17 protein-coding genes, 2 tRNA genes and 1 pseudogene are annotated in these 20,044 nt (G+C 67.9%); 7 read left to right on the top strand and 13 right to left on the bottom strand.

Annotated elements, in window-relative coordinates; genetic code table 11:
- Positions 1 to 3: 3 nt before the first annotated feature.
- Positions 4 to 1,002: an NAD(P)H-dependent glycerol-3-phosphate dehydrogenase gene (locus H7J06_RS06830; RefSeq protein ID WP_264037931.1), complete on the bottom strand. Its 999-nt coding sequence runs from the start codon at positions 1,000 to 1,002 to the stop codon at positions 4 to 6.
- Positions 1,003 to 1,038: 36 nt separating this feature from the next.
- Here H7J06_RS06830 and cofC point away from each other — a divergent pair, with 36 nt between their 5' ends.
- From cofC to mutT1, 3 genes are all read left to right on the top strand, one after another.
- Complete coding sequence (cofC, locus tag H7J06_RS06825) at positions 1,039 to 1,698, top strand: 2-phospho-L-lactate guanylyltransferase (RefSeq protein WP_264037930.1); 660 nt, start codon at positions 1,039 to 1,041, stop codon at positions 1,696 to 1,698.
- A 22-nt stretch (positions 1,699 to 1,720) separates the two neighbouring features.
- Positions 1,721 to 3,895: an RNA degradosome polyphosphate kinase gene (locus tag H7J06_RS06820; protein WP_264037928.1), complete on the top strand. Its 2,175-nt coding sequence runs from the start codon at positions 1,721 to 1,723 to the stop codon at positions 3,893 to 3,895.
- Positions 3,896 to 3,961: 66 nt separating this feature from the next.
- Positions 3,962 to 4,897, top strand: coding sequence for an 8-oxo-(d)GTP phosphatase MutT1 (mutT1, locus tag H7J06_RS06815; RefSeq protein WP_264037927.1), 936 nt, complete (start codon positions 3,962 to 3,964; stop codon positions 4,895 to 4,897).
- A gap of 76 nt (positions 4,898 to 4,973) precedes the next feature.
- Here mutT1 and H7J06_RS06810 read toward each other — a convergent pair whose 3' ends face one another.
- The 3 genes from H7J06_RS06810 to leuC all read right to left on the bottom strand — a co-directional run bounded on the left by H7J06_RS06810 (position 4,974) and on the right by leuC (position 7,935).
- Positions 4,974 to 5,687, bottom strand: a complete 714-nt coding sequence (locus H7J06_RS06810) for an HU family DNA-binding protein (RefSeq protein ID WP_149478523.1) — start codon at positions 5,685 to 5,687, stop codon at positions 4,974 to 4,976.
- A gap of 202 nt (positions 5,688 to 5,889) precedes the next feature.
- Positions 5,890 to 6,483: a 3-isopropylmalate dehydratase small subunit gene (gene leuD, locus H7J06_RS06805; protein WP_264037926.1), complete on the bottom strand. Its 594-nt coding sequence runs from the start codon at positions 6,481 to 6,483 to the stop codon at positions 5,890 to 5,892.
- Between the two features lie 9 nt (positions 6,484 to 6,492).
- Entirely contained in the window at positions 6,493 to 7,935 is a 1,443-nt protein-coding gene (leuC, locus tag H7J06_RS06800) for a 3-isopropylmalate dehydratase large subunit (RefSeq protein ID WP_264037925.1), read from the bottom strand.
- A gap of 97 nt (positions 7,936 to 8,032) precedes the next feature.
- Here leuC and H7J06_RS06795 point away from each other — a divergent pair, with 97 nt between their 5' ends.
- Positions 8,033 to 8,734, top strand: coding sequence for an IclR family transcriptional regulator (locus H7J06_RS06795; protein ID WP_264037924.1), 702 nt, complete (start codon positions 8,033 to 8,035; stop codon positions 8,732 to 8,734).
- A gap of 59 nt (positions 8,735 to 8,793) precedes the next feature.
- On the opposite strand, the gene H7J06_RS06790 is transcribed toward H7J06_RS06795, so the two are convergent.
- From H7J06_RS06790 to H7J06_RS06775, 4 genes are all read right to left on the bottom strand, one after another.
- Positions 8,794 to 8,869, bottom strand: a tRNA-Glu gene (locus H7J06_RS06790).
- Positions 8,870 to 8,953: 84 nt separating this feature from the next.
- Positions 8,954 to 9,028, bottom strand: a tRNA-Gln gene (locus H7J06_RS06785).
- Between the two features lie 117 nt (positions 9,029 to 9,145).
- Entirely contained in the window at positions 9,146 to 10,624 is a 1,479-nt protein-coding gene (gene gltX / locus H7J06_RS06780) for a glutamate--tRNA ligase (protein WP_264037923.1), read from the bottom strand.
- Complete coding sequence (locus H7J06_RS06775; RefSeq protein ID WP_264037921.1) at positions 10,621 to 11,412, bottom strand: fumarylacetoacetate hydrolase family protein; 792 nt, start codon at positions 11,410 to 11,412, stop codon at positions 10,621 to 10,623. The genes gltX and H7J06_RS06775 overlap by 4 nt, the downstream gene beginning before the upstream one ends.
- Positions 11,413 to 11,805: 393 nt before the next feature.
- On the opposite strand from H7J06_RS06775, the gene H7J06_RS06770 reads away from it, so the two are divergent.
- The 3 genes and pseudogenes from H7J06_RS06770 to H7J06_RS06760 all read left to right on the top strand — a co-directional run bounded on the left by H7J06_RS06770 (position 11,806) and on the right by H7J06_RS06760 (position 15,872).
- On the top strand, positions 11,806 to 13,248 hold the full coding sequence (locus tag H7J06_RS06770) for a hypothetical protein (RefSeq protein ID WP_264037920.1): 1,443 nt from the start codon (positions 11,806 to 11,808) through the stop codon (positions 13,246 to 13,248).
- Positions 13,249 to 13,370: 122 nt separating this feature from the next.
- Positions 13,371 to 14,579 carry an MFS transporter gene (locus tag H7J06_RS06765; RefSeq protein WP_264037919.1) on the top strand — a complete coding sequence of 403 codons (1,209 nt, stop codon included), beginning with the start codon at positions 13,371 to 13,373 and terminating at the stop codon, positions 14,577 to 14,579.
- Positions 14,580 to 14,625: 46 nt separating this feature from the next.
- Positions 14,626 to 15,872: pseudogene (locus H7J06_RS06760) on the top strand (amidohydrolase family protein).
- On the opposite strand, the gene H7J06_RS06755 reads toward H7J06_RS06760, so the two are convergent.
- From H7J06_RS06755 to H7J06_RS06735, 5 genes are read right to left on the bottom strand one after another with little or no spacing between them, the layout of a single operon-like run.
- Positions 15,856 to 16,473 carry a hypothetical protein gene (locus H7J06_RS06755; protein ID WP_264037917.1) on the bottom strand — a complete coding sequence of 206 codons (618 nt, stop codon included), beginning with the start codon at positions 16,471 to 16,473 and terminating at the stop codon, positions 15,856 to 15,858. The pseudogene H7J06_RS06760 and the gene H7J06_RS06755 sit on opposite strands and share 17 nt — an antisense overlap.
- Before the next feature lie 48 nt (positions 16,474 to 16,521).
- The gene (locus H7J06_RS06750) at positions 16,522 to 17,466 is read right to left on the bottom strand and encodes an ABC transporter substrate-binding protein (protein ID WP_264037916.1); all 945 of its coding nucleotides are present in this window, start codon (positions 17,464 to 17,466) and stop codon (positions 16,522 to 16,524) included.
- A gap of 54 nt (positions 17,467 to 17,520) precedes the next feature.
- Complete coding sequence (locus tag H7J06_RS06745) at positions 17,521 to 18,285, bottom strand: amino acid ABC transporter ATP-binding protein (RefSeq protein ID WP_264037915.1); 765 nt, start codon at positions 18,283 to 18,285, stop codon at positions 17,521 to 17,523.
- On the bottom strand, positions 18,282 to 19,238 hold the full coding sequence (locus tag H7J06_RS06740) for an amino acid ABC transporter permease (protein WP_372515250.1): 957 nt from the start codon (positions 19,236 to 19,238) through the stop codon (positions 18,282 to 18,284). Before H7J06_RS06740 ends, H7J06_RS06745 begins: the two co-directional genes overlap by 4 nt.
- A gap of 5 nt (positions 19,239 to 19,243) precedes the next feature.
- Positions 19,244 to 19,966: a GNAT family N-acetyltransferase gene (locus tag H7J06_RS06735; protein WP_264037914.1), complete on the bottom strand. Its 723-nt coding sequence runs from the start codon at positions 19,964 to 19,966 to the stop codon at positions 19,244 to 19,246.
- Between the last annotated feature and the right edge of the window lie 78 nt (positions 19,967 to 20,044).

Raw genomic sequence — 20,044 nt, 5'->3', positions numbered from 1 at the left:
CCTCTACTCCGACTTGGTGCTGCGGCCGAGGAGCAGTGCGACGGCCTCGTCGACGGACAACCCTCGGTGGCACACCCGGTGCACGGCGTCGGTGAGCGGCATCTCGACGTCGTAACTGGCGGCGAGCGCCAGGATCGACTGGCAGGAGGTGACGCCTTCGGCGACGTGGCCACCGGCGTCGCGGAGCGCGGACTCCATGGTCCCGCCGCGGCCGAGACGCGCGCCGAACGCCCGGTTGCGCGACCGCGGTGAGGTGCAGGTGGCCACCAGGTCGCCGACGCCGGCAAGCCCTGCGAGCGTGGTGCCCTTGGCGCCCAGGGCAAGTCCCAGCCGCATGATCTCGGCCAGGCCTCGGGTGATGATCGCCGCGGCGGTGTTCTCCCCCAACCCCACGCCGGCCGCCATCCCGCTGGCGAGCGCGATGACGTTCTTGCACGCGCCGCCGATCTCGGCGCCGACGACGTCGGAGTTGGTGTACGGCCGGAAGTACCCGGTGGAGAAGGCGCGTTGCAGGGTCACCGCGCGACCGGAGTCAGTGCACGCGACGACCGTGGCCGCCGGTTGTTCGTCGAGCACCTCGCTGGCGAGGTTGGGACCGGTCACCACGGCGACCCGGGACGGGTCGACCCCGGTCACCTGGACGATCACCTGGCTCATCCGAAGCAGGGTGTCGAGTTCGATGCCCTTGGCGACGCTCACCAGCGTGGTGTCGGCACCGATGCGGTCGCGCCACGGCTCCAGGTTGGCGCGCAACGTCTGCGAGGGCACGGCGAGCAAGACGGTGCAGGCGCCGTCGAGGGCGTCGGCGGCGTCACCGGTCGCACGGATCGACGCGGGCAGTTCGACCTCGCCGATGTAGCGGGTGTTGCGATGGGTGTCGTTGATCTCGTCGGCCAGCTCGGCGCGCCGCGACCACAGCGTGACCTCGTTGCCCGCGTCGGCGAGCACCTTGGCCAGAGCGGTACCCCACGCCCCAGCACCCATCACCGCTGCCTTGACCACGGGAACAAATCTAGCCTGACTTGCGCTGCTGGCAGGATGACGGGCATGAGCGGTCCCAGCAGCGCGCGAACGGCCAACCTCGGGCTGATCATTGCCGTCAAGCGATTGAGCGCCGCCAAGACCCGCCTTGCCTCGGCGTTCTCGCCCGGCGACCGCGAGGGCGTCGTCCTGGCCATGCTCGTCGACACCATCACCGCCGCGTCGTCGGTGATGGCGGTCCGCACCATCACCGTGGTGACCCCGGACCCCGTGGCCGCCGAGGCGGTCCGCGAGCTGGGTGCCCGGGTCCTGGTCGACCCCACCCCCGCGGGACACCCCGACCCGCTGAACAACGCAATCTCGGTGACCGAGGCGGCGATCCGCTCGGAGACCCCGAACGTCGGCGTGCTGCAAGGCGATCTGCCTGCGCTTCAACCGCGCGAACTCGCGGAGGCCATCGCCAGGGCCCGGCATCACGAGCGCAGCTTCGTCAGTGACCGGCACGGCACGGGAACCTCGGCCCTGTTTGCCTTCGGCGTCCCGTTGGCGCCCCTCTTGGGTGCGGATTCCGCACGGCTGCACCGGGATTCGGGCGCGGTCGAATTGACGGGTGAGTGGCCGGGACTGCGTTGCGACATCGACACCCCCGACGACCTTGCCACGGCGCTCGGCCTCGGGGTGGGAGCCGTCACCAAGAACACTGTCGGCGGCACCTAGCACGCCCGACCGGACATGGGGGATGATCTCCTCTGTGACCGAAGCCGAGACACGACCTTCCACCGCAGGCTGGGTATCGGACGGCAGCACGCCCGACGCCCCGCCGGCCACCACGACGGGTGTGGTCGACACCTCCGAGTCCGAAGCCCTGCCCGACGACCGCTACCTCAACCGCGAGCTGAGCTGGCTCGACTTCAACTCGCGCGTGCTCGCGCTGGCGGCCGATCCGTCGCTGGCGCTGTTGGAGCGGGCCAAGTTCCTGGCGATCTTCTCGTCGAATCTCGACGAGTTCTACATGGTTCGCGTCGCCGGTCTCAAGCGCCGCGACGAGATGGGACTGTCCGTTCGCTCGGCCGACGGATTGTCGCCGCGCGAGCAGTTGCGGCGCATCGGCGAACGCACGCAGCAGTTGGCCAGCAGGCACGCCAAGGTGTTCATGGAGTCGGTGCGGCCCGCGCTCGCCGACGAGGGCATCATCGTGGTGACGTGGGCCCAACTCGACGACGACGAGCGCGCCCGGCTGTCGGTGTACTTCCACGAGCAGGTGTTCCCGGTCCTCACGCCACTGGCCGTCGACCCCGCCCACCCGTTCCCCTTCGTGAGCGGGTTGAGCCTGAACCTGGCGATCACCGTCCGGCAGCCCGAGGACGGCACGCAACACTTCGCCCGAATCAAGGTCCCCGACAACGTCGACCGCTTCGTCGAACTCGGTCCGCGCGAGGGTGGCGCGGCCATCCGCTTCCTCCCGATGGAAGAGTTGATCTCGGCGTTCCTCTCGGTGCTGTTCCCCGGGTTGGAGGTCGTGGAGCACCACGCCTTCCGCATCACCCGCAACGCCGACTTCGAGGTCGAGGAGGACCGCGACGAGGACCTCCTGCAGGCACTCGAGCGTGAACTCGCGCGTCGCCGGTTCGGCTCGCCGGTGCGGCTGGAAGTCGCCGACGACATGACCGAGAACATGCTCGAACTCCTGCTGCGAGAACTCGACGTCCACCCGGGCGACGTAATCGAGGTGCCGGGCCTGCTCGACCTGTCGTCGCTGTGGCAGATCTACGGGGTCGACCGGCCCGCCCTCAAGGATCCGCCCTTCGTGCCCGCGACGCCGCCGGCGTTCGGCGAGCGGGAGACGCCCAAGAGCATCTTCGCGACCCTGCGCGACGGTGACGTGTTGGTGCACCACCCGTATGACTCGTTCTCCACGACGGTGCAACGCTTCATCGAGCAGGCGGCCGCGGATCCGAACGTCCTTGCCATCAAGCAGACCCTGTACCGCACGTCGGGCGATTCGCCAATCGTCAGCGCGCTCATCGACGCCGCCGAGGCGGGCAAGCAGGTCGTGGCACTCGTCGAGATCAAGGCCCGCTTCGACGAGCAGGCCAACATCAAGTGGGCCCGCGCCCTGGAACAGGCCGGCGTCCACGTCGTCTACGGCCTGATCGGTCTCAAGACCCATTGCAAGACATGCCTCGTCGTGCGCCGTGAGGGCTCGACCATTCGGCGGTACTGCCACATCGGCACGGGCAACTACAACCCGAAGACCTCGCGCCTGTACGAGGACGTGGGGTTGTTGACGGCGTCCCCCGACATCGGTGCCGACCTCACCGATCTGTTCAATTCCCTTACCGGGTACTCCCGCAAGGTGTCGTACCGCAATCTGCTGGTCGCTCCGTACGGAGTCCGCAGGGGCATCGTCGAGCGGATCGAACGCGAGATCGCGGCACACCGAGACGGCGCCGATGCGCGTATTCGGGTGAAGGCCAACGCACTCGTCGACGAGCAGGTCATCGACGCGCTCTACCGGGCCTCGCAGGCAGGGGTGCCGGTGGAGGTCGTGGTGCGTGGGATTTGCGCGCTCCGGCCGGGAGTTCCAGGGTTTTCCGAGAACGTCACCGTCCGGTCGATTCTCGGGCGGTTCCTCGAGCATTCGCGAATCATTCACTTTCGCGCCATCGACGAGTTCTGGATCGGCAGTGCCGACATGATGCATCGTAATCTCGACCGTCGCGTCGAGGTGATGGCACAGGTGAAGGATCCGCGGTTGTCCGAACAACTCAATGACGTATTCGAGTCGGCCATGGACCCGACGACCAGGTGCTGGGAATTGGCGCCCGACGGTCACTGGACCGCGTCGCCGCAGGAGGGTCAGACGGTGCGAGACCACCAGGTCTCGCTGATGGAACGTCACCGGCATCCGTGACGCCGTCGCATCGCCGGCGGGTGGCGTGTTGGTCGTCACGTTCTCGAATGACCTGCAGGAGTTGAGGTGACGAAGAAATCGCCGTCGTCGACGGCCACCAAGGTGACCTCGGCGGCGGGCGCCGTGCTGTGGCGACCCGACGACGAGAGCTCGAGTGACGCCACCACACCGGTGGTGGCGGTCGTGCACCGACCGCGCTACGACGACTGGTCACTGCCCAAGGGCAAGGTCGACCCCGGTGAGACCGAACCCGTGACCGCGGTGCGCGAAGTCCTCGAGGAGACCGGTTACGCATCGGAGTTGGGCCGGCGGCTCGCTGCGGTCAGCTATCCCGTGGACTCCGGTGTCAAACACGTGCGGTACTGGGCCGCGCGCGCGATCGGCGGCGAGTTCGCCCCCAACGACGAGGTCGACCAGCTCGTCTGGTTGTCCCCCGCCGACGCCCTCAAACGACTGCAGTATCCCCTCGACCGGAAGGTACTGCGGCGCTTCGTCAAGAAGCCGGCCGACACCCGTACGGTGCTCGTCGTCCGGCACGGAACCGCAGGCAGCAAGGCCAGATACAAGGGTGACGACCGCAATCGCCCGTTGGACAAGCACGGGCGGGCGCAGGCCGAATCCTTGGTGGGGCAGCTGTTGGCCTTCGGTGCGACCGAGGTGCACGCAGCCCCGCGGGTGCGGTGTGAGCAGACGGTGGGCCCGCTGGCCGAGGAGTTGGGCGTGCCGATCCAGGACGAGCCCACGCTGACCGAAGAGGCGTACGCCGACAGTCACGGTCCGGCCCGACGGCGCCTCCTCGAGATCGCCACGACCGACGGCACGCCGGTGGTCTGCTCGCAGGGCAAGGTGATTCCGGATCTCATCGCGTGGTGGTGCGATCGCGACGGCGTGCGACCGGACAAGTCACGCAATCGCAAGGGCAGCACCTGGGTGCTGTCGCTGGCCGGCGGCACGCTGATCGCCGCCGATCACATCGGCAGCCCCCTGGCCGCCGACGGGTAGTCCCCACACGCAGACACGCCGTGGATCTGAGCGATCCACGGCGTGCCTTGTACCGGAAGTGAATCCGGAACTGCTGCTACTTGCGGCCCTTCTTGGCGGGAGCCTTCTTCGCGGGTGCCTTGGTGGCGGTGGTCTTCTTGGCCGGCGCCTTGGTGGCGGCAGCCTTCTTGACCGGAGCCTTCGTGGCAGCGGTCTTCTTGGCCGGCGCCTTGGTGGCGGCAGCCTTCTTGACCGGAGCCTTGGTGGCGGCGGTCTTCTTGGCCGGCGCCTTGGTGGCGGCGGTCTTCTTGGCCGGCGCCTTGGTGGCGGCGGTCTTGGCCGGCGCCTTCGTGGCGGCGGTCTTCTTGGCCGGCGCCTTGGTGGCGGCGGTCTTCGCGGGCGCCTTCGTGGCGGCCGTCTTCTTGGCCGGCGCCTTCGTCGCAGCCTTCTTGACTGCCTTCTTGGCGGCGGTCCTCTTGGCGGGTGCGGCGGTGGCACCGCGCTTCACGGCGGGGCCCTCCGACGGGAGACGCTGTGCGCCAGACACAACCGCCTTGAACTGTGCCCCTGGACGGAATGCCGGGACGGACGTCGGCTTGACCTTGACGGTCTCACCGGTGCGCGGATTTCGCGCAACACGGGCGGCGCGGCGACGCTGCTCGAACACGCCGAAGCCGGTGATGGTGACGCTGTCGCCCTTGTGGACGGCACGCACGATGGTGTCGACGACGTTCTCCACGGCGGCGGTCGCCTGCCGACGATCGGTGCCCAACTTGTCCGTGAGGACGTCGATGAGCTCTGCCTTGTTCATGCAAAACCTCCGAAGCCTGTGGCCCACCTTGAGCCAACTGAAAGCTACGGTAAACCTTTACACCGCTGATTTCCAAGAGCCACGCCCAATTTCAGGAATAGCTGGCGCCAAATTCGGCAATCGGGTTGCCCCACACCACCGGTGGTACGGCGGTCCCAAAACGGGCTTGCTGGGGGTGATTTCGGCCCCGCCAGACCCCCCGTCACACCGAAACGGTGCGCGGCTTCCAGCTCGGCCGGTCCGCCTCGAAGGCGGTGATGTCGTCCTGTTTGCGCAGCGTAAGGCCTATATCGTCCAGGCCCTCGAGCAGTCGCCATGCGGTGTAGTCGTCAATCGTGAACGGCACCATGACCGTTCCCGCGTGGATGCTTCGATCCTCCAGGTTCACAGTGATTTCCAGGCCCGGTTGCTGCTCGATCAACTTCCACAGGATTTCCACATCGTCCTGGGCGACTTCGGCGGCCAGAAGACCCGCCTTCCCCGAATTCCCGCGGAAGATGTCGGCGAACCGGGACGAGATCACCACCCGGAATCCGAAATCCATGAGCGCCCACACGGCGTGCTCGCGGGAGGACCCGGTGCCGAAGTCGGGGCCCGCCACCAGAACCGAACCCTTGTCGAACGGCGGGAGGTTCAGGACGAACGAGGGGTCGTTGCGCCAGGCGGCGAACAGCCCGTCCTCGAAACCCGTTCGGGTGACCCGCTTCAGGTACACCGCGGGGATGATCTGGTCGGTGTCGACGTTGGTGCGGCGCAGGGGAACGCCGATCCCGGTGTGGGTACGGAAGGCTTCCATGGCTGTCTCCTAGCGATTCTGGGGCAGGTCGGCGGGTGAGGACAGGGTGCCGCGGATGGCCGTTGCCGCGGCCACCGCGGGCGAGACGAGGTGGGTACGGCCGCCCTTGCCTTGCCGCCCTTCGAAGTTTCGGTTCGACGTCGCCGCGCAGCGCTCCCCCGGTGCGAGCTGATCGGGATTCATGCCGAGGCACATGGAGCAGCCGGCCTGTCGCCATTCGGCCCCGGCCGCGACGAAGATGTCGCCCAGCCCTTCGGATTCGGCCTGCACCCGGACCTTCATCGACCCTGGCACGACCAGCATCCGCATCCCGTCGGCGATCTTTCTGTCCCGCAGGATGTCCGCGACGATCCGCAGATCTTCGATGCGGCCGTTCGTACAGGAGCCCACGAACACCGTGTCGATCTTGATGTCGCGCATCGCGGTTCCCGGCTGAAGATCCATGTACGCCAACGCCTTCTCGGCCGCCTGACGCTCCCCTTCGTCGAACATCAGTTCTGGATCGGGGACCGAGGCGCTCAGCGGGACACCCTGGCCGGGGTTGGTGCCCCAGGTGACGAATGGGCTCAACTCGGCGGCGTCGAGGTAGACCTCGGTGTCGAATTCGGCTCCCTCGTCGGTGCGCAACTGGCTCCATGCCTCGACGGCGGCGTCCCAGTCGGCGCCCGCGGGGGCATGCGGACGGCCCTTCAGGTAGGCGAAGGTGGTCTCGTCCGGTGCCACCATGCCGGCGCGCGCGCCCGCCTCGATGCTCATGTTGCAGACGGTCATCCGACCCTCCATCGACAGCGCTTCGATGGCGCTGCCGCGGTATTCGATGACGTAGCCCTGCCCACCGCCGGTGCCGATCTTGGCGATCACGGCCAGGATGACGTCCTTGGCGCTGGTGCCCGGGGGCAGCACCCCGTCGACGTTGACCGCCATTGTCTTGAAGGGCCGCAACGGCAAGGTCTGCGTGGCGAGCACGTGCTCGACCTCGGAGGTGCCGATGCCCATCGCGAGGGCCCCGAACGCACCGTGGGTCGAGGTGTGGCTGTCACCGCAGACGATCGTCATACCCGGTTGGGTCAGGCCCAGCTGCGGCCCGATGATGTGGACGATGCCCTGTTCGACGTCACCCATCGGATAGAGGCGGACCCCGAACTCGGCGCAGTTGCGCCGCAACGTCTCGACCTGGGTGCGCGAGATCGGATCGGCGATCGGCTTGTCGATGTCCTTCGTCGGCACGTTGTGGTCTTCGGTGGCGATGGTCAGATCGGTGCGGCGAACGGGCCGTCCCGCCAACCGAAGTCCGTCGAACGCCTGCGGGCTGGTGACCTCGTGGACGAGGTGCAGGTCGACGTAGATGAGATCGGGCTCGCGCGCGGCGTCCTGTCCCGCGCCGTGGGCCACGACGTGGTCGGCCCACACCTTCTCTGCCATGGTGCGTGGTGTGCCTGGGGTTCCGGTCATGACTCTCTTCATCCCTTCGGGCGACGGCAGAGGGCGCTGCAGTCGCACCGGTTTCGGTGACGGGGCGTCTCAACATACGGGACGCTAGTATCTCCCTATGAGACAGGATAGCGGTATCGGCGTGCTCGACAAAGCGGTGGGCGTACTGCACGTCATAGCCGAGTCACCCTGTGGTCTCGCCGATCTGTGCGAGCGCACGGGCCTCCCGAGGGCCACCGCCCACCGGCTGGCCGCGGGCCTCGAAGTGCACCGACTGCTGGCCCGCGACACCGAGGGTCGGTGGTGCCTCGGCCCGGCCTTGAACGAACTCGCCGGCCGGGTCGACGATCCGCTGCTCGCCGCGAGCGCGGCAGTACTGCCCAGGCTTCGCGAAATCACCGGCGAGAGCGTGCAACTGTATCGACGGGAGGGCATGTCCCGGGTGTGCGTCGTGGCCCTGGAGCCGCCTGCAGGACTGCGGGACACCGTGCCCGTCGGCACACGCCTGCCGATGACGGCGGGCTCGGGGGCCAAGGTGCTCCTGGCCTACAGCGACCCCGCCACCCAGCAGTCCGTGCTTGCCACGGCCAAGTTCACCGACCGCACCCTGGCGGAGGTCCGCAAGCGCGGATGGGCGCAAAGCGCGGCAGAGCGGGAGCCCGGCGTGGCGAGCGTCTCGGCGCCCGTGCGGGACGCGCAGGGTTCGGTGGTGGCCGCCATCTCGGTGTCCGGGCCGATCGACCGGATGGGGAGGCGGCCCGGCGCACGGTGGGCGGCCGATCTGCTGGCCGCGGCCGAGGCCCTCACCAAACGCCTGTGACGCCGACGACCCCTCGACGACGAAAGGCGCCTACCCCTACGGGTAGACGCCTTCACCGGTGGTACCCCCGATGGGATTCGAACCCACGCTACCGCCGTGAGAGGGCGGCGTCCTAGGCCGCTAGACGACGGGGGCTAGAACTAATTCCGGTTGGTCAGCATAGCTCAGGTGAACTGCGTCGACCTAATCGCTCGACACCGCGTGCAGACCTACCGAAATTGGCTGGGGTACCAGGACTCGAACCTAGAATGGCGGTACCAGAAACCGCTGTGTTGCCAATTACACCATACCCCAATTGCCGTCCAAAACCGCTGGTCATGGACGTTTCGGAGAGTGATCACCCGCTGGGGCGAACCAGCGCGTGCAATCACCGACCGACGAGCACACTACCAAAGATTTCGGCGCCCGATTTCACGCCTGGGCCGACGCGTGGTCACGTCCACCCCGCAGCCGGGCCAAGCTGCGCTCGCGGCCCAGCAGTTCCATCGACTCGAACAGCGGCGGGCTGACCGAGGAGCCGGTGACCGCCACCCGAATGGGGCCGAACGCCTTGCGCGGCTTGAGCTCGAGGCCGTCCAGCAGCGCGGCCTTCAGCGCCGCCTCGATGGCGGCAGTGGTCCAGTCGGCCACCTCCTGCAGCGCTCCCAGGGCTGCGTCCAGCACGGGTACGGCGTCGGCGCGCAACTCCTTGGCCGCGGACTTCTCGTCGAGCGCGTAGGACCCCTCGTCGAAGAACTCGAGCAGCCCCCACGCGTCGCCGAGCACCACGATGCGCGTCTGCACGAGGGCGGCGGCCTCGGCGAAACCGGCGTCGTCCAAGCCGGTGTCGTGACCGTGCGCCACGAAGTAGTCCCGCAGCCGCGCGGTGAAGTCCGCGACGTCGAGCATCCTGATGTGCTCGGCGTTGATCGCGTCGGCCTTCTTCTGGTCGAAGCGGGCCGGATTGGAGTTGACGTTCGCCACGTCGAAGGCGGCCACCATCTCGTCGAGGCTGAAGAGGTCGTGGTCGTCGGCGATCCCCCACCCCAGCAGCGCCAGATAGTTCAGCAGCCCCTCGGGGATGAAGCCACGGTCGCGATGCAGGAAGAGGTTGGACTGCGGATCACGCTTGGAGAGCTTCTTGTTCCCCTCACCCAGAACGCTTGGCAGATGGGCGAACTCGGGCACGCGGTCGGCGACGCCGATCCGGATCAGTGCCTGGTAGAGCGCAATCTGGCGGGGGGTCGACGGCAGGATGTCCTCGCCGCGAAGGACGTGGGTGATCTTCATCAGGGCGTCGTCGACCGGATTGACCAACGTGTACAGCGGATCCCCGTTGCCGCGGGTGATCGCGAAGTCGGGCACGATGCCGGCGGCGAACGTCGTCGGGCCGCGCACGAGGTCGTTCCACGTGATGTCCTCGTCGGGCATGCGGAGCCGGAGGACGGGCGCGCGTCCCTCGGCGGCGAACCGGGCACGGTCGGCGTCGGTCAGGGTGCGGTCGTGGTTGTCGTAGCCCAGCTTCGGATTACGGCCGGCGGCGACGTGCCGGGCCTCGACCTCCTCGGCGGTGGAGTAGGCCTCGTACACCTCGCCCGCTTCGAGGAGTTTGGCGACGACGTCGCGGTAGATCTCGCCGCGCTGCGATTGCCGGTACGGCTCGTACGGACCGCCGATCTCGGGCCCCTCGTCCCAGTCGAGACCCAACCAGCGCAGCGCATCCAGAATGGCGGCATAACTCTCCGCGCTGTCCCGGGCGGCGTCGGTGTCCTCGATGCGGAACACGAAGGCGCCACCGGTGTGGCGCGCGTACGCCCAGTTGAAGAGCGCCGTCCGCACCAGGCCCACGTGAGGGGTTCCCGTCGGCGATGGGCAGAATCGGACCCGCACGCCAGCTCCGGTGGAGGTCATGACTTACCCTTGCGCACAACGGGATTGGTGAGCGTTCCGATTCCCTCGACGGTGATGCTCACGGTGTCGCCGTCCTCGATGGGACCGACGCCCTCCGGCGTCCCGGTCAGGATCAGGTCACCCGGCAGCAGGGTCATCACCGCCGAGACCCACTCGATGATGGCGCCGATGTCGTGGATCATCAGCGAGGTTCGGCTGTGTTGCCGTAGCTCGCCGTTGACCTCGGTGCGCAGATCCAGGTCGAACGGGTTGACGTCGGTGTCGATCCACGGACCGACCGGGCAGAAGGTGTCATGCCCCTTGGCACGCATCCACTGTCCGTCCTTCTTCTGCTGATCGCGCGCGGAGACGTCGTTGGCGATGGTGTACCCGAGGATGTTCTCGGCGGCCTTCGACGCGGGAACGTCCTTGCACGGCTTGCCGATGACGGCGGCCAACTCGCCTTCGTGATGCACGGGGTGGGCGTCCGCGGGGAGCTGGATGGGCACGTTCGGCCCGATGATCGCGGTGTTCGGCTTGAGGAAGATCACCGGGTCCTCCGGTGCCACGCCACCCATCTCGGCGGCGTGGGCGGCGTAGTTCTTGCCCATGCACACGACCTTGCTCGCCAAAATCGGTGCGAGCAGTCGCACGTCGGCGAGCGGCCAGGACCGACCGGTGAACGTCGGAGTGCCGAACGGATGTTCGGCGATTTCGCGGGCTCGTGCCTCGAGGGCACCGTTCGCGACGTCGCCTTCGATGCTCACGAAGGCGACCCCATCTGGACTGGCAATTCGACCGAGGCGCATTTTTCCCACCCTAGGACACCGGCTGCCGCCGCCGACATCGTCGGAGGGGATCTCACCGACGCCCTCGGACGAAGAAATCTTCGCCAGATTCGCCCGGCTCGGCGACGCGCAAAATTGTCGACCGCGACAGTTACAGCAAACTTCGCTTCATTACCGCGCGGTAAGGTGCCGCCTAAATGGATGGGCCATCGCCTCGCATTTCGTCGAATTCAATGGCACCTTTGGGCACGTCTTAGAGTCTCCAGCAGCAACTATCCAAGATCACTCGCACATCACGGGACGATCACGTGCGGCCCATTGCACCCAAAAATTGGTTGACCCATTTAGTCCTTACCCGCTGGTAAGTTCAGCTACCGTCTCCGCCACGGGGGTCCGTTCGACAAAGGGAGAAAAATGCCAGTGCAAGTAGCGTTTCGGTCATACCTGACGGCCGGCGTCGCGATGGTGGGCGCCACCGCCCTGATCGCCGCGCCGCTCGCGGTGCCGCCACCAGAGATCCACCTGCCAGCGATCCATGCGTCCTCGGCCGCGGTCGAGCTTGCGGCACTGGCGAACCCGATCGCCGAATGGGTCACCGTGGTCCAGAACACGTTCACCAACGTGGCCGCCCTGGGACAGCAGTTTCAGAGTGATCCGGCGCCCATCCTGCAGCAGATCCTGACGAACCAGTTGGCGAACGCCGCCACTCTGTCGACGGCCCTCGGGGGTGCGGCAGGTGGCCTGGTGGCCGGACTCACCGCACTTCCGTCGGCCACGCTGCTGGCGGCTCAGCAGCTCGCCGCCGGTCAGTTCAGCGCGGCGGTGGGCACCCTCTTCCAGGCTGGCATCGGCCTCATTCTGGCTCCCGCGATCAGCCTGATCGGTGCGACGTCGATCGTCACCGACACCGCCCAGAACTTCGCGAACGTCGTCGCCGCCATCCCGAATGTGCTGTTGCCCGTGGGGCTTGCCGCGATTTCTCCGATCGCCGGTGCCATCTACTCGTTCGGCGACGCCGGCCAGGCCGTCATCGACGCGGCCCGGGCGGGTGACGTGGCGGGGGCGCTCAGCGCTCTGGTCAACATCCCCGCCATCGTGACCAACGCCTTCCTCAACGGGTACCCGCCCCAGTTCATACCCGGGGTGTTCAGCCCGTTGGCGGATGGCGGGTTGATCGCCAACCTGCTGAATGCGCGCGACATCATCGCCCAGGCGCTAGGTGCGCCGGCACCCGCTGCGGCGGCTGCGGTGTCGGCCTTGCCGACGGCGTCGAACCTGGTCAGCCTGGCGGCAGCGCCCTCTGAGGTGGGCTCGACCGGTGCTGCCACCGGCGAGGTGGCGGCCAAGGCGTCGTCCGCCGCAACGGAGGCCAATGCGGCCGAGCCGGTGACCGAGGCCACGACCGCCCCGGTGGCAGCCACCGAACCGGCAAGCACCGAACCGGTCGCAACGTCCACACCGCCAACGTCTAGCACCGCGACGGAATCGACGACGGAATCCGCCACCAGCACCACCAAGACCGACGGCGGATCGGACTCCGAGCCCTCGGCCGCATCGTCGACCAGCAGCTCGACGGCAAGTGGCTCGACGGCAAGTGGCTCGACGAGCACCAAGCCGTCGAGCACGACGTCGTCGGACGACAAGGAGCCCTCGTCCAAGGGCACCGCGTCGTCGAGCTCGGCGACCTCGGGCACGACGTCGTCGACCGGCAGCAGCGCCAGCAAGGCCGCCGACTCGAAGAAGGACACGTCGGCGGGCTCCTCGAGCTCGGGCTCGACGGGGTCGAGCTCCGCGGGATCCAGCTCGGCCGGATCCAGCTCGGGCTCTTCGGGTTCGGGTTCGTCCAGCGCGAGCTGACCTCGCACGACACCAGATGCCCCTCCTCCGCCAACCGGCGGAGGAGGGGCATTTTCGTTCTCCAATTCCACATCTTGAGATGACCATTCGGCATGGTGGGATTACCGTGCCACGATGGAGTCATGTCCGAACCCGTCGTCGGGACCGCACGCCGCTGGTCGATGTTGGTCATCGCGCTCGCCACGACCCTGTGCGCCAACGTCTTCATCAACGGGGTGGCGTTCCTCATCCCGACCCTGCACGTCGAGCGCGGTCTCGACCTGGCCGAGGCGGGCCTGGTCTCCGCGCTCCCCAGCTTCGGGATGGTCGTCACGCTGATCGCCTGGGGTTACCTGGTCGACAGGTTCGGCGAGCGCGTCGTGTTGACGGTCGGGTCGGCGCTGACCGCCGCCGCGGCCTTCGCCGCAGCCTCCGTCGACTCGCTGGTGGCGGTCGGCGTCTTCCTGTTCCTCGGTGGCATGGCGGCCGCGAGCAGCAACTCGGCCAGCGGGCGCCTGGTCGTCGGGTGGTTTCCGCCCCACCAGCGCGGCCTGGTGATGGGCATCCGCCAGACGGCACAGCCCCTGGGAGTCGGGTTGGGCGCGTTGGTGATTCCTCAACTCGCCCAGGGCAGTGGGGTGTCCGCGGCGCTGACGTTCCCCGCGATCGCGTGCGCCGCGGCGGCCGTGGTGAGCGCGGTCGGCGTCGTCGACCCACCCCGTCCGCCCCGGGCGGAGGCGCCCGCCGAGGATCTGGTCAACCCCTACCGCGGGTCGTCCACGCTGTGGCGCATCCACGCCGTCTCGGTGCTGCTCGTCGCACCGCAGTGCGTGGTGTGGACGTTCACCCTGGTGTGGCTGATGACCGACCGTGGATGGTCGGCGGCCTCGGCGGGTGCGATGGTCACCTTCGCCCAAATCCTCGGCGCAGCGGGCAGAATCGCCGCCGGCCGGTGGTCGGACAAGGCGGGTTCGCGATTACATCCCATCCGCACCATCGCCATCGGCGCGGCCGTTGCGATGGCCCTCCTCGCCGCGACGGACCTGATCCACTCTCCGCTGTCCATCGCGGTGATGGTCGCGGCGTCGGTCATCACCGTGTCCGACAACGGCTTGGCGTTCACCGCGATCGCCGAACTCGCGGGTCCGTTCTGGAGTGGCCGGGCCCTGGGCACGCAGAACACCAGCCAACTACTGACCGCAGGCATCGTGCCGCCCGTGTTCGGCGCGCTGATCACGGTGGCCGGTTACCCGTTGGCGTTCGCGGTGTGCGCGTTGTTCCCACTGGTGGCGCTGCCACTGGTGCCCGTGGACGCCGATCCGCTGCGAGCTCGGCGGTCACCCGCCGAGTGACGGGATCCCTTGCCAAGATCCGGACCGACTGGTGAAGTCGAACCCGATGTCATCGCTACTCCTTCGCAACGCCACCCTCGTCGACGGCACCGGGAGCGCTCCGATTCCGTCGGCCGTAGTCCTGGTCGACGACGGCAAGATCGCCTGGGCCGGCCCCGAGGCGGACCTCCCACCGGGCCGTCCGCCGACCCGCCGACGCCAGTCGACCTGGCCGGCAACACGATCTGCCCCGGCTTCTTCGACTGCCACGTCCACCTCGGGCTGCCCGGCGCGGGTGGGCTACCCCTGGATCGCATCCTGCATCCGTTGTCCTACCACTACTTTCAGCTCGTCGAACGCCTGCGGGTCACGCTGCACAACGGCGTCACGACCGCGCGGGACCTCATGGGCGTCGACGCCGGGGTGCGCCAAGCCGTTGCCGACGGACTGGTCGCGGGTCCGCGGCTGCTCGTCGCGATCGACATGATGAGCCAGACGTCCGGACACGCCGACTTTCACCTGCCCTCCGGCGTCGACCTGACCCCGCTGGTGGGTGGCTCGCTGGTCGACAGCGTCGACGAAGCGCGCCGTCGCACTCGGGAACTCGTCGCCGCCGGCGCCGACGTCCTCAAGATCGCCTCCAGTGGCGGCATCGCCTCCCCCAGCGATCAACCCGAATGGCTTGGCATGCGCACGGAGATGATCGCCGCCGTGGTCGCCGAGGCGAAGGCCTACGGGAACAAGCCCGTCGCCGCCCATGCCATCGGATACGCCGGGATCGAGGCCGCCGTGGAGGCGGGCGTGACGAGCATCGAACACGGATACCAGCTCGACGACACCTTGCGAAGGCGAATGGTGGATCAGGGGATATTCCTGGTACCCACGCTCCTGGAGACGATGTCGGACGTCACCGTGTCGCCCGTGGCGCGCGAGAAGAGCGTGCGCTGGCATCGGATCGCCCACGAGGCGGTGGCGGCGTCGGCTGCCGCGGGCGTCAAGATCGCGGTCGGCACCGATGCCGGGCTGAGCCCCGACCACGGCACCAACCTTCAAGAACTCGGTCTGCTGGTGCGGTTCGGTGGCCTCACGCCGATGGAGGCGATCGTGGCGGGAACGCGGACGTCGGCGGAACTATGCGGGCTGGCGGACGTGCTCGGCACCGTCGAGGCGGGAAAGATCGCCGACGTGGTGGTGGTCCGTGGTGACCCGCTGGCCGACGTCGAATCCCTTGGCAAGCCCGAGAACATCCTGCTGGTGATCAAGGACGGCGCCGTCGCCGTCGACCGTGGCGGCTTCCTCACCCCGACGCCGTGACGGCCGCGGCCCGCGGCAGGACCAGCAGCGCGGCGGCCAAGAAGCACAGCGCCCCGAGAAACGTGCCGAGGTTGGCGAGGGCCTCGTCGGCGACGCTGCCCGTCCGGTAGACGAACGCCCCGACCGCACTTGCCGCGAAGGCGACGCAGCCGACCATGTTGACCCAGCCGGCTTGCCAGTCGCGGGATGCCGGCCGCCAGGGGCCCACGCTGGCCGTCACGGCGACGATGCCCAGTACGGCGCTGACCAGGAAGGCCAGCGATCCCGTCGCGTCCGGCGCCCACACCAGGCGCCGCTCGGCCATCACCTCGTGCGCCCACACCGCCGCCCCGGTGCTGACGTTGAACAGGACGGTGCCGCCGAATTGGACCGCGGCGGAACGCCATTCGGTACTGTCCTCGGGCTGAGACAACACCAGCTGAATCCATGCCGCACTGGTGAAGAACCAGGAGCCGACGAAGCACAGCGCGTTGGCCGCACCAGGGCCGGCCACCGCGGCCACGCCGGGGGCCGTGGCCGCCGCGAAGAACGCCGATCCGATGACGAACAGCCAGCATTGATGGGTGAGCGTCACCGCCGACCGCAGCCTCGACGTGCCCATGACGCCGAACCTACCTCGCCCCCTCGGTGAGCCGGCACCCAGTCGTCGTCACGACTTCTTGGGCAGCCCCGGCGGATTGATCTCCGACTGCGGAACCGCCTCGCCGCCGAGACCCCAGCGATCGAGGGCCTTGCGATACGTGCCGTTCTGGATCACGTGGTTGAGCGCCTGGTTGACCGCCTGGATCAACCCGTTGTCCTTCTTGGTCAGAACGGCGATCTCGCCCTGCAGCGCGTCCCCGCCACCGGAGTACGTGGCCAGGATCTTCGTCTCCTTCGCGCTGGCCGAGTGGTACACCGCCGAGGGGTTCGGACCCAGATAGCCGTCGATTCGCTTGGAGGCCAACGCGAGGTAGTAGTCGGCGTTGTTCTGGTAGTAGACGATCTCCGCCGGCTTCAGCCCGTCGGCGGCGTTCTGCGCATTCCAGTCGACCAGCAGCTGTTCCTGGTTGGTACCGGAGGTGACACCGATCCGCTTGCCGGCGATGTCCTTTCGGTCGTGGTAGGTCCACGTCGAGTCGGCGGGCGCCTCCAGGGCCAGGTTGTCCAACCGGTAAGTCGAGAAGTCGTACTTCTCCTTGCGCTCCTCGGTGACCGTCACGTTGGAGATGAACGCATCGGCCTCTCCCGAGTCGATCCGCACGAAGTTCTGCGCCCAGTCGGCGTTGGTGTTCTCCACCTTCAATCCGAGGACGTCGCCGACCAGGTGTGCGACGTCCACCTCGCTGCCGACGATGGTGGCGTTGTCACTGGCGTAGAAGTCCAGCGGCGGCGTCGATCCGACGTTGGCGGTGACCCGAAGGACGCCGCGGTCACGGATCGGTGCCGGAACCAGCGCGGCGATCGAGTCCACCTTCTCGGTCACGATCCGCCCCTTTTGTTCGGGGGTCAGGTCGAACGTCTGACCGTTGTCCGCGGTGACGGTGTCACCGACGGTGGGCTCGCTGCACGACGTGACCAGCGCGACGGCGGTCGACGCGGCAAGGAGGGCCATGACAGTACGAAGTGTTCTCACGGGAGGGCTCTTTCGGAGGTTCGACGTCGACGATCAGAGGACGTGGGACAGGAATTCGCGGGTTCTGGCGTGCGCCGGTCGGTCGAACACCGCCTCGGGCGAGCCCTGTTCGACGATGACGCCGCCGTCCATGAAGACGACGGTGTCTGCGACTTCCCTGGCGAAGCCCACCTCGTGGGTGACGATGACGAGCGTCGCGCCGTCGCGGGCAAGTTGGCGGATGACCTCGAGCACCTCCCCGACCAGTTCGGGATCGAGTGCCGACGTGGGCTCGTCGAAGAGGATCACCTTGGGGCGCAGCGCGAGTGCGCGGGCGATCGCGACGCGCTGCTGTTGGCCGCCGGACAGCCGACGGGGATAGTCGTCGGCCTTGTCGCCGACCCCGACGCGCTCGAGCAGTTCGAGGGCCTGCGCCCGGACCTCGTCACGGCGCCGGCCCTGTGCCGACACCGGCGCCTCCATCACGTTCTCCAGCACGGTCAGGTGCGGGAAGAGGTTGAAGTTCTGGAACACGAAGCCGATCTGGCTGCGCTGCCGCAGAATCTCGCGAGGTTTGAGCTCGTGCAACGTGCGGCCCTTGAGCCGGTAGCCGACCAGCTCGCCGTCGACCCTGACCAGCCCCGCGTCCACCTTCTCGAGGTGGTTCAGCACCCGCAACAGCGTCGACTTCCCCGAACCCGACGGCCCGAGGATCGCCGTGACCTCACCGGGGCGCACCGTCAGGTCGACGCCCTTGAGGACCTCGAGCGCCCCGTAGGACTTGCGCACTCCCCGCACCTCGACCGCGAAGCCGGTCATCGGGTCGCCCCCCGCGGCGAAAGGGGAAGTGCCTCAAGCCTTCTGCGGAGTGCCTGAATGGGGGTGAGCGGGACCGTCCGCAGAGCGCCCCTCGCATAGTGACGCTCGACGTAGAACTGCACGATCGACAGCAACGAGGTGAGGACGATGTACCAGACGGTGGCCACCATGAGCAGCGGCACCACTCGTCCGCTGCGGCCGTAGATGACCTGAACCTGATAGAAGAGTTCCGCGATCGCCATCACCGAGACGATCGACGTCCCCTTGAACAACGAGATCACCTCGTTGGCCGCGTTCGGCAGGATCCCTCGCATCGCCTGCGGCAAGACGATCTTGAAGAACTCTCGGCGCTTGGGAATGCCCAGCGCCGCAGACGCTTCGAGCTGGCCCTGGTCGACGGAGATGATCCCGGCGCGGACGATCTCCGCCGAGTACGCGGCCTGATGCAACGCGAGACCGATGATCGCCGCCATCGGGCCGCTGATGACGCCGTTCACGTCGAAGGTGAAGACGGCGGGTCCGAACGGGACGCCGACGCTCAGCGTCCGGTACAGGTAGGCGATGTTGAACCAGAACAGCAGCTGCACAATCAACGGGATGGAGCGAAACGCCCAGACGTAGCACCACGAAATCACTTGCAGCACCGGGTTGTGCGACAGCCGGGCGGCGGCGATGGCAATGCCGAGGGCGAAGCCGATTAGAGTGCCCCAGAACGTCAACTGGATCGTCAGCCAGAGTGCGGCCATCACCGACTTGGCAGTGAAGTACTGGGCGAAGGTGCCCCAGTCCCACCCGGGGTTGGTGGCCAGACCGTGGACGAACTGGGCGAGCACCACGAGTGTCGCCGCGCCGATCACCCACCGCCACGGGTGCCAGGTGCGGGCCACGGTCAGGGCGTCGGCGTCGATCCCCGGATCGTCGTCGACGGCCGCGCCGGAAGCGTTGGGCGCCACCGCGGTCACCGCTCACCGCCCCCGGGAGTGCGGAGCCGGGTCAGCACCGAGCGCTGCCGAAGCGTGAACCCCAACGACTCGTAGAGCCGGATGGCCGAGACGTTGTCGGCTCTCGCATGCAAGAACGGAATCGCGCCCCGCGCGCGAATTCCGTATCCCACCGCACGGACCAGGCGGGTGCTCAGACCTCGCCTGCGAAATCGCGGATCGGTGCACACCGCGCTGATCTCGGTCCATCCGTCGGGATGCATGCGTTCACCGGCCAACGCGACCAACCTGCCGTCGTCGACGAACCCAAGATAGGTTCCCATCTCGATCGTCCGCACCCGGAACGGACCGGGTTCGGTGCGCGCGACCAGGTCCAGCATCTGCGGCACGTCGTCGGATCCCAGGACGACGACGTCCGGGTCGGGAGCCACCTCGAGGTCCGACCCGTCGAGCTGCACCGACCCCAGTTGCCCGAGGAGGTCCCAGCCGGCGGGCGGCACGTGGGCCCCGCGCAACGACACCTCCGCCGCCGGGCCGGCCAACTCGGCCAGATCCGCCCAGTCTCCCGCGTCCAGCCGGGGCGGATGGCCGACGAATCCGGCGACCTCCGAGTCGTACCTGGCGATGCGTCCGGACCAGACCGCGAACCGCGCGTGTGCACCGCGCAACGACGACCGAACGGGGTCGTCAAGCGGGTGAAGCGCCGAATCTCTGGCCGCACGAACGGTTTTCGTGGTCAATCGATACTCCTTGCGTCTGACACCTCGACGCTAGGAGCACGATCGGCCGGTCTCCACCCTTTGGATCAGCCTGAGTAT

Source organism: Mycolicibacterium hodleri, from assembly GCF_025822245.1.
GTDB classification, from domain to species: Bacteria; Actinomycetota; Actinomycetes; order Mycobacteriales; family Mycobacteriaceae; genus Mycobacterium; species Mycobacterium hodleri.
Note: the sequence above shows the minus strand (reverse complement) of the source record. Positions and strands in the feature narration are given on the sequence as shown.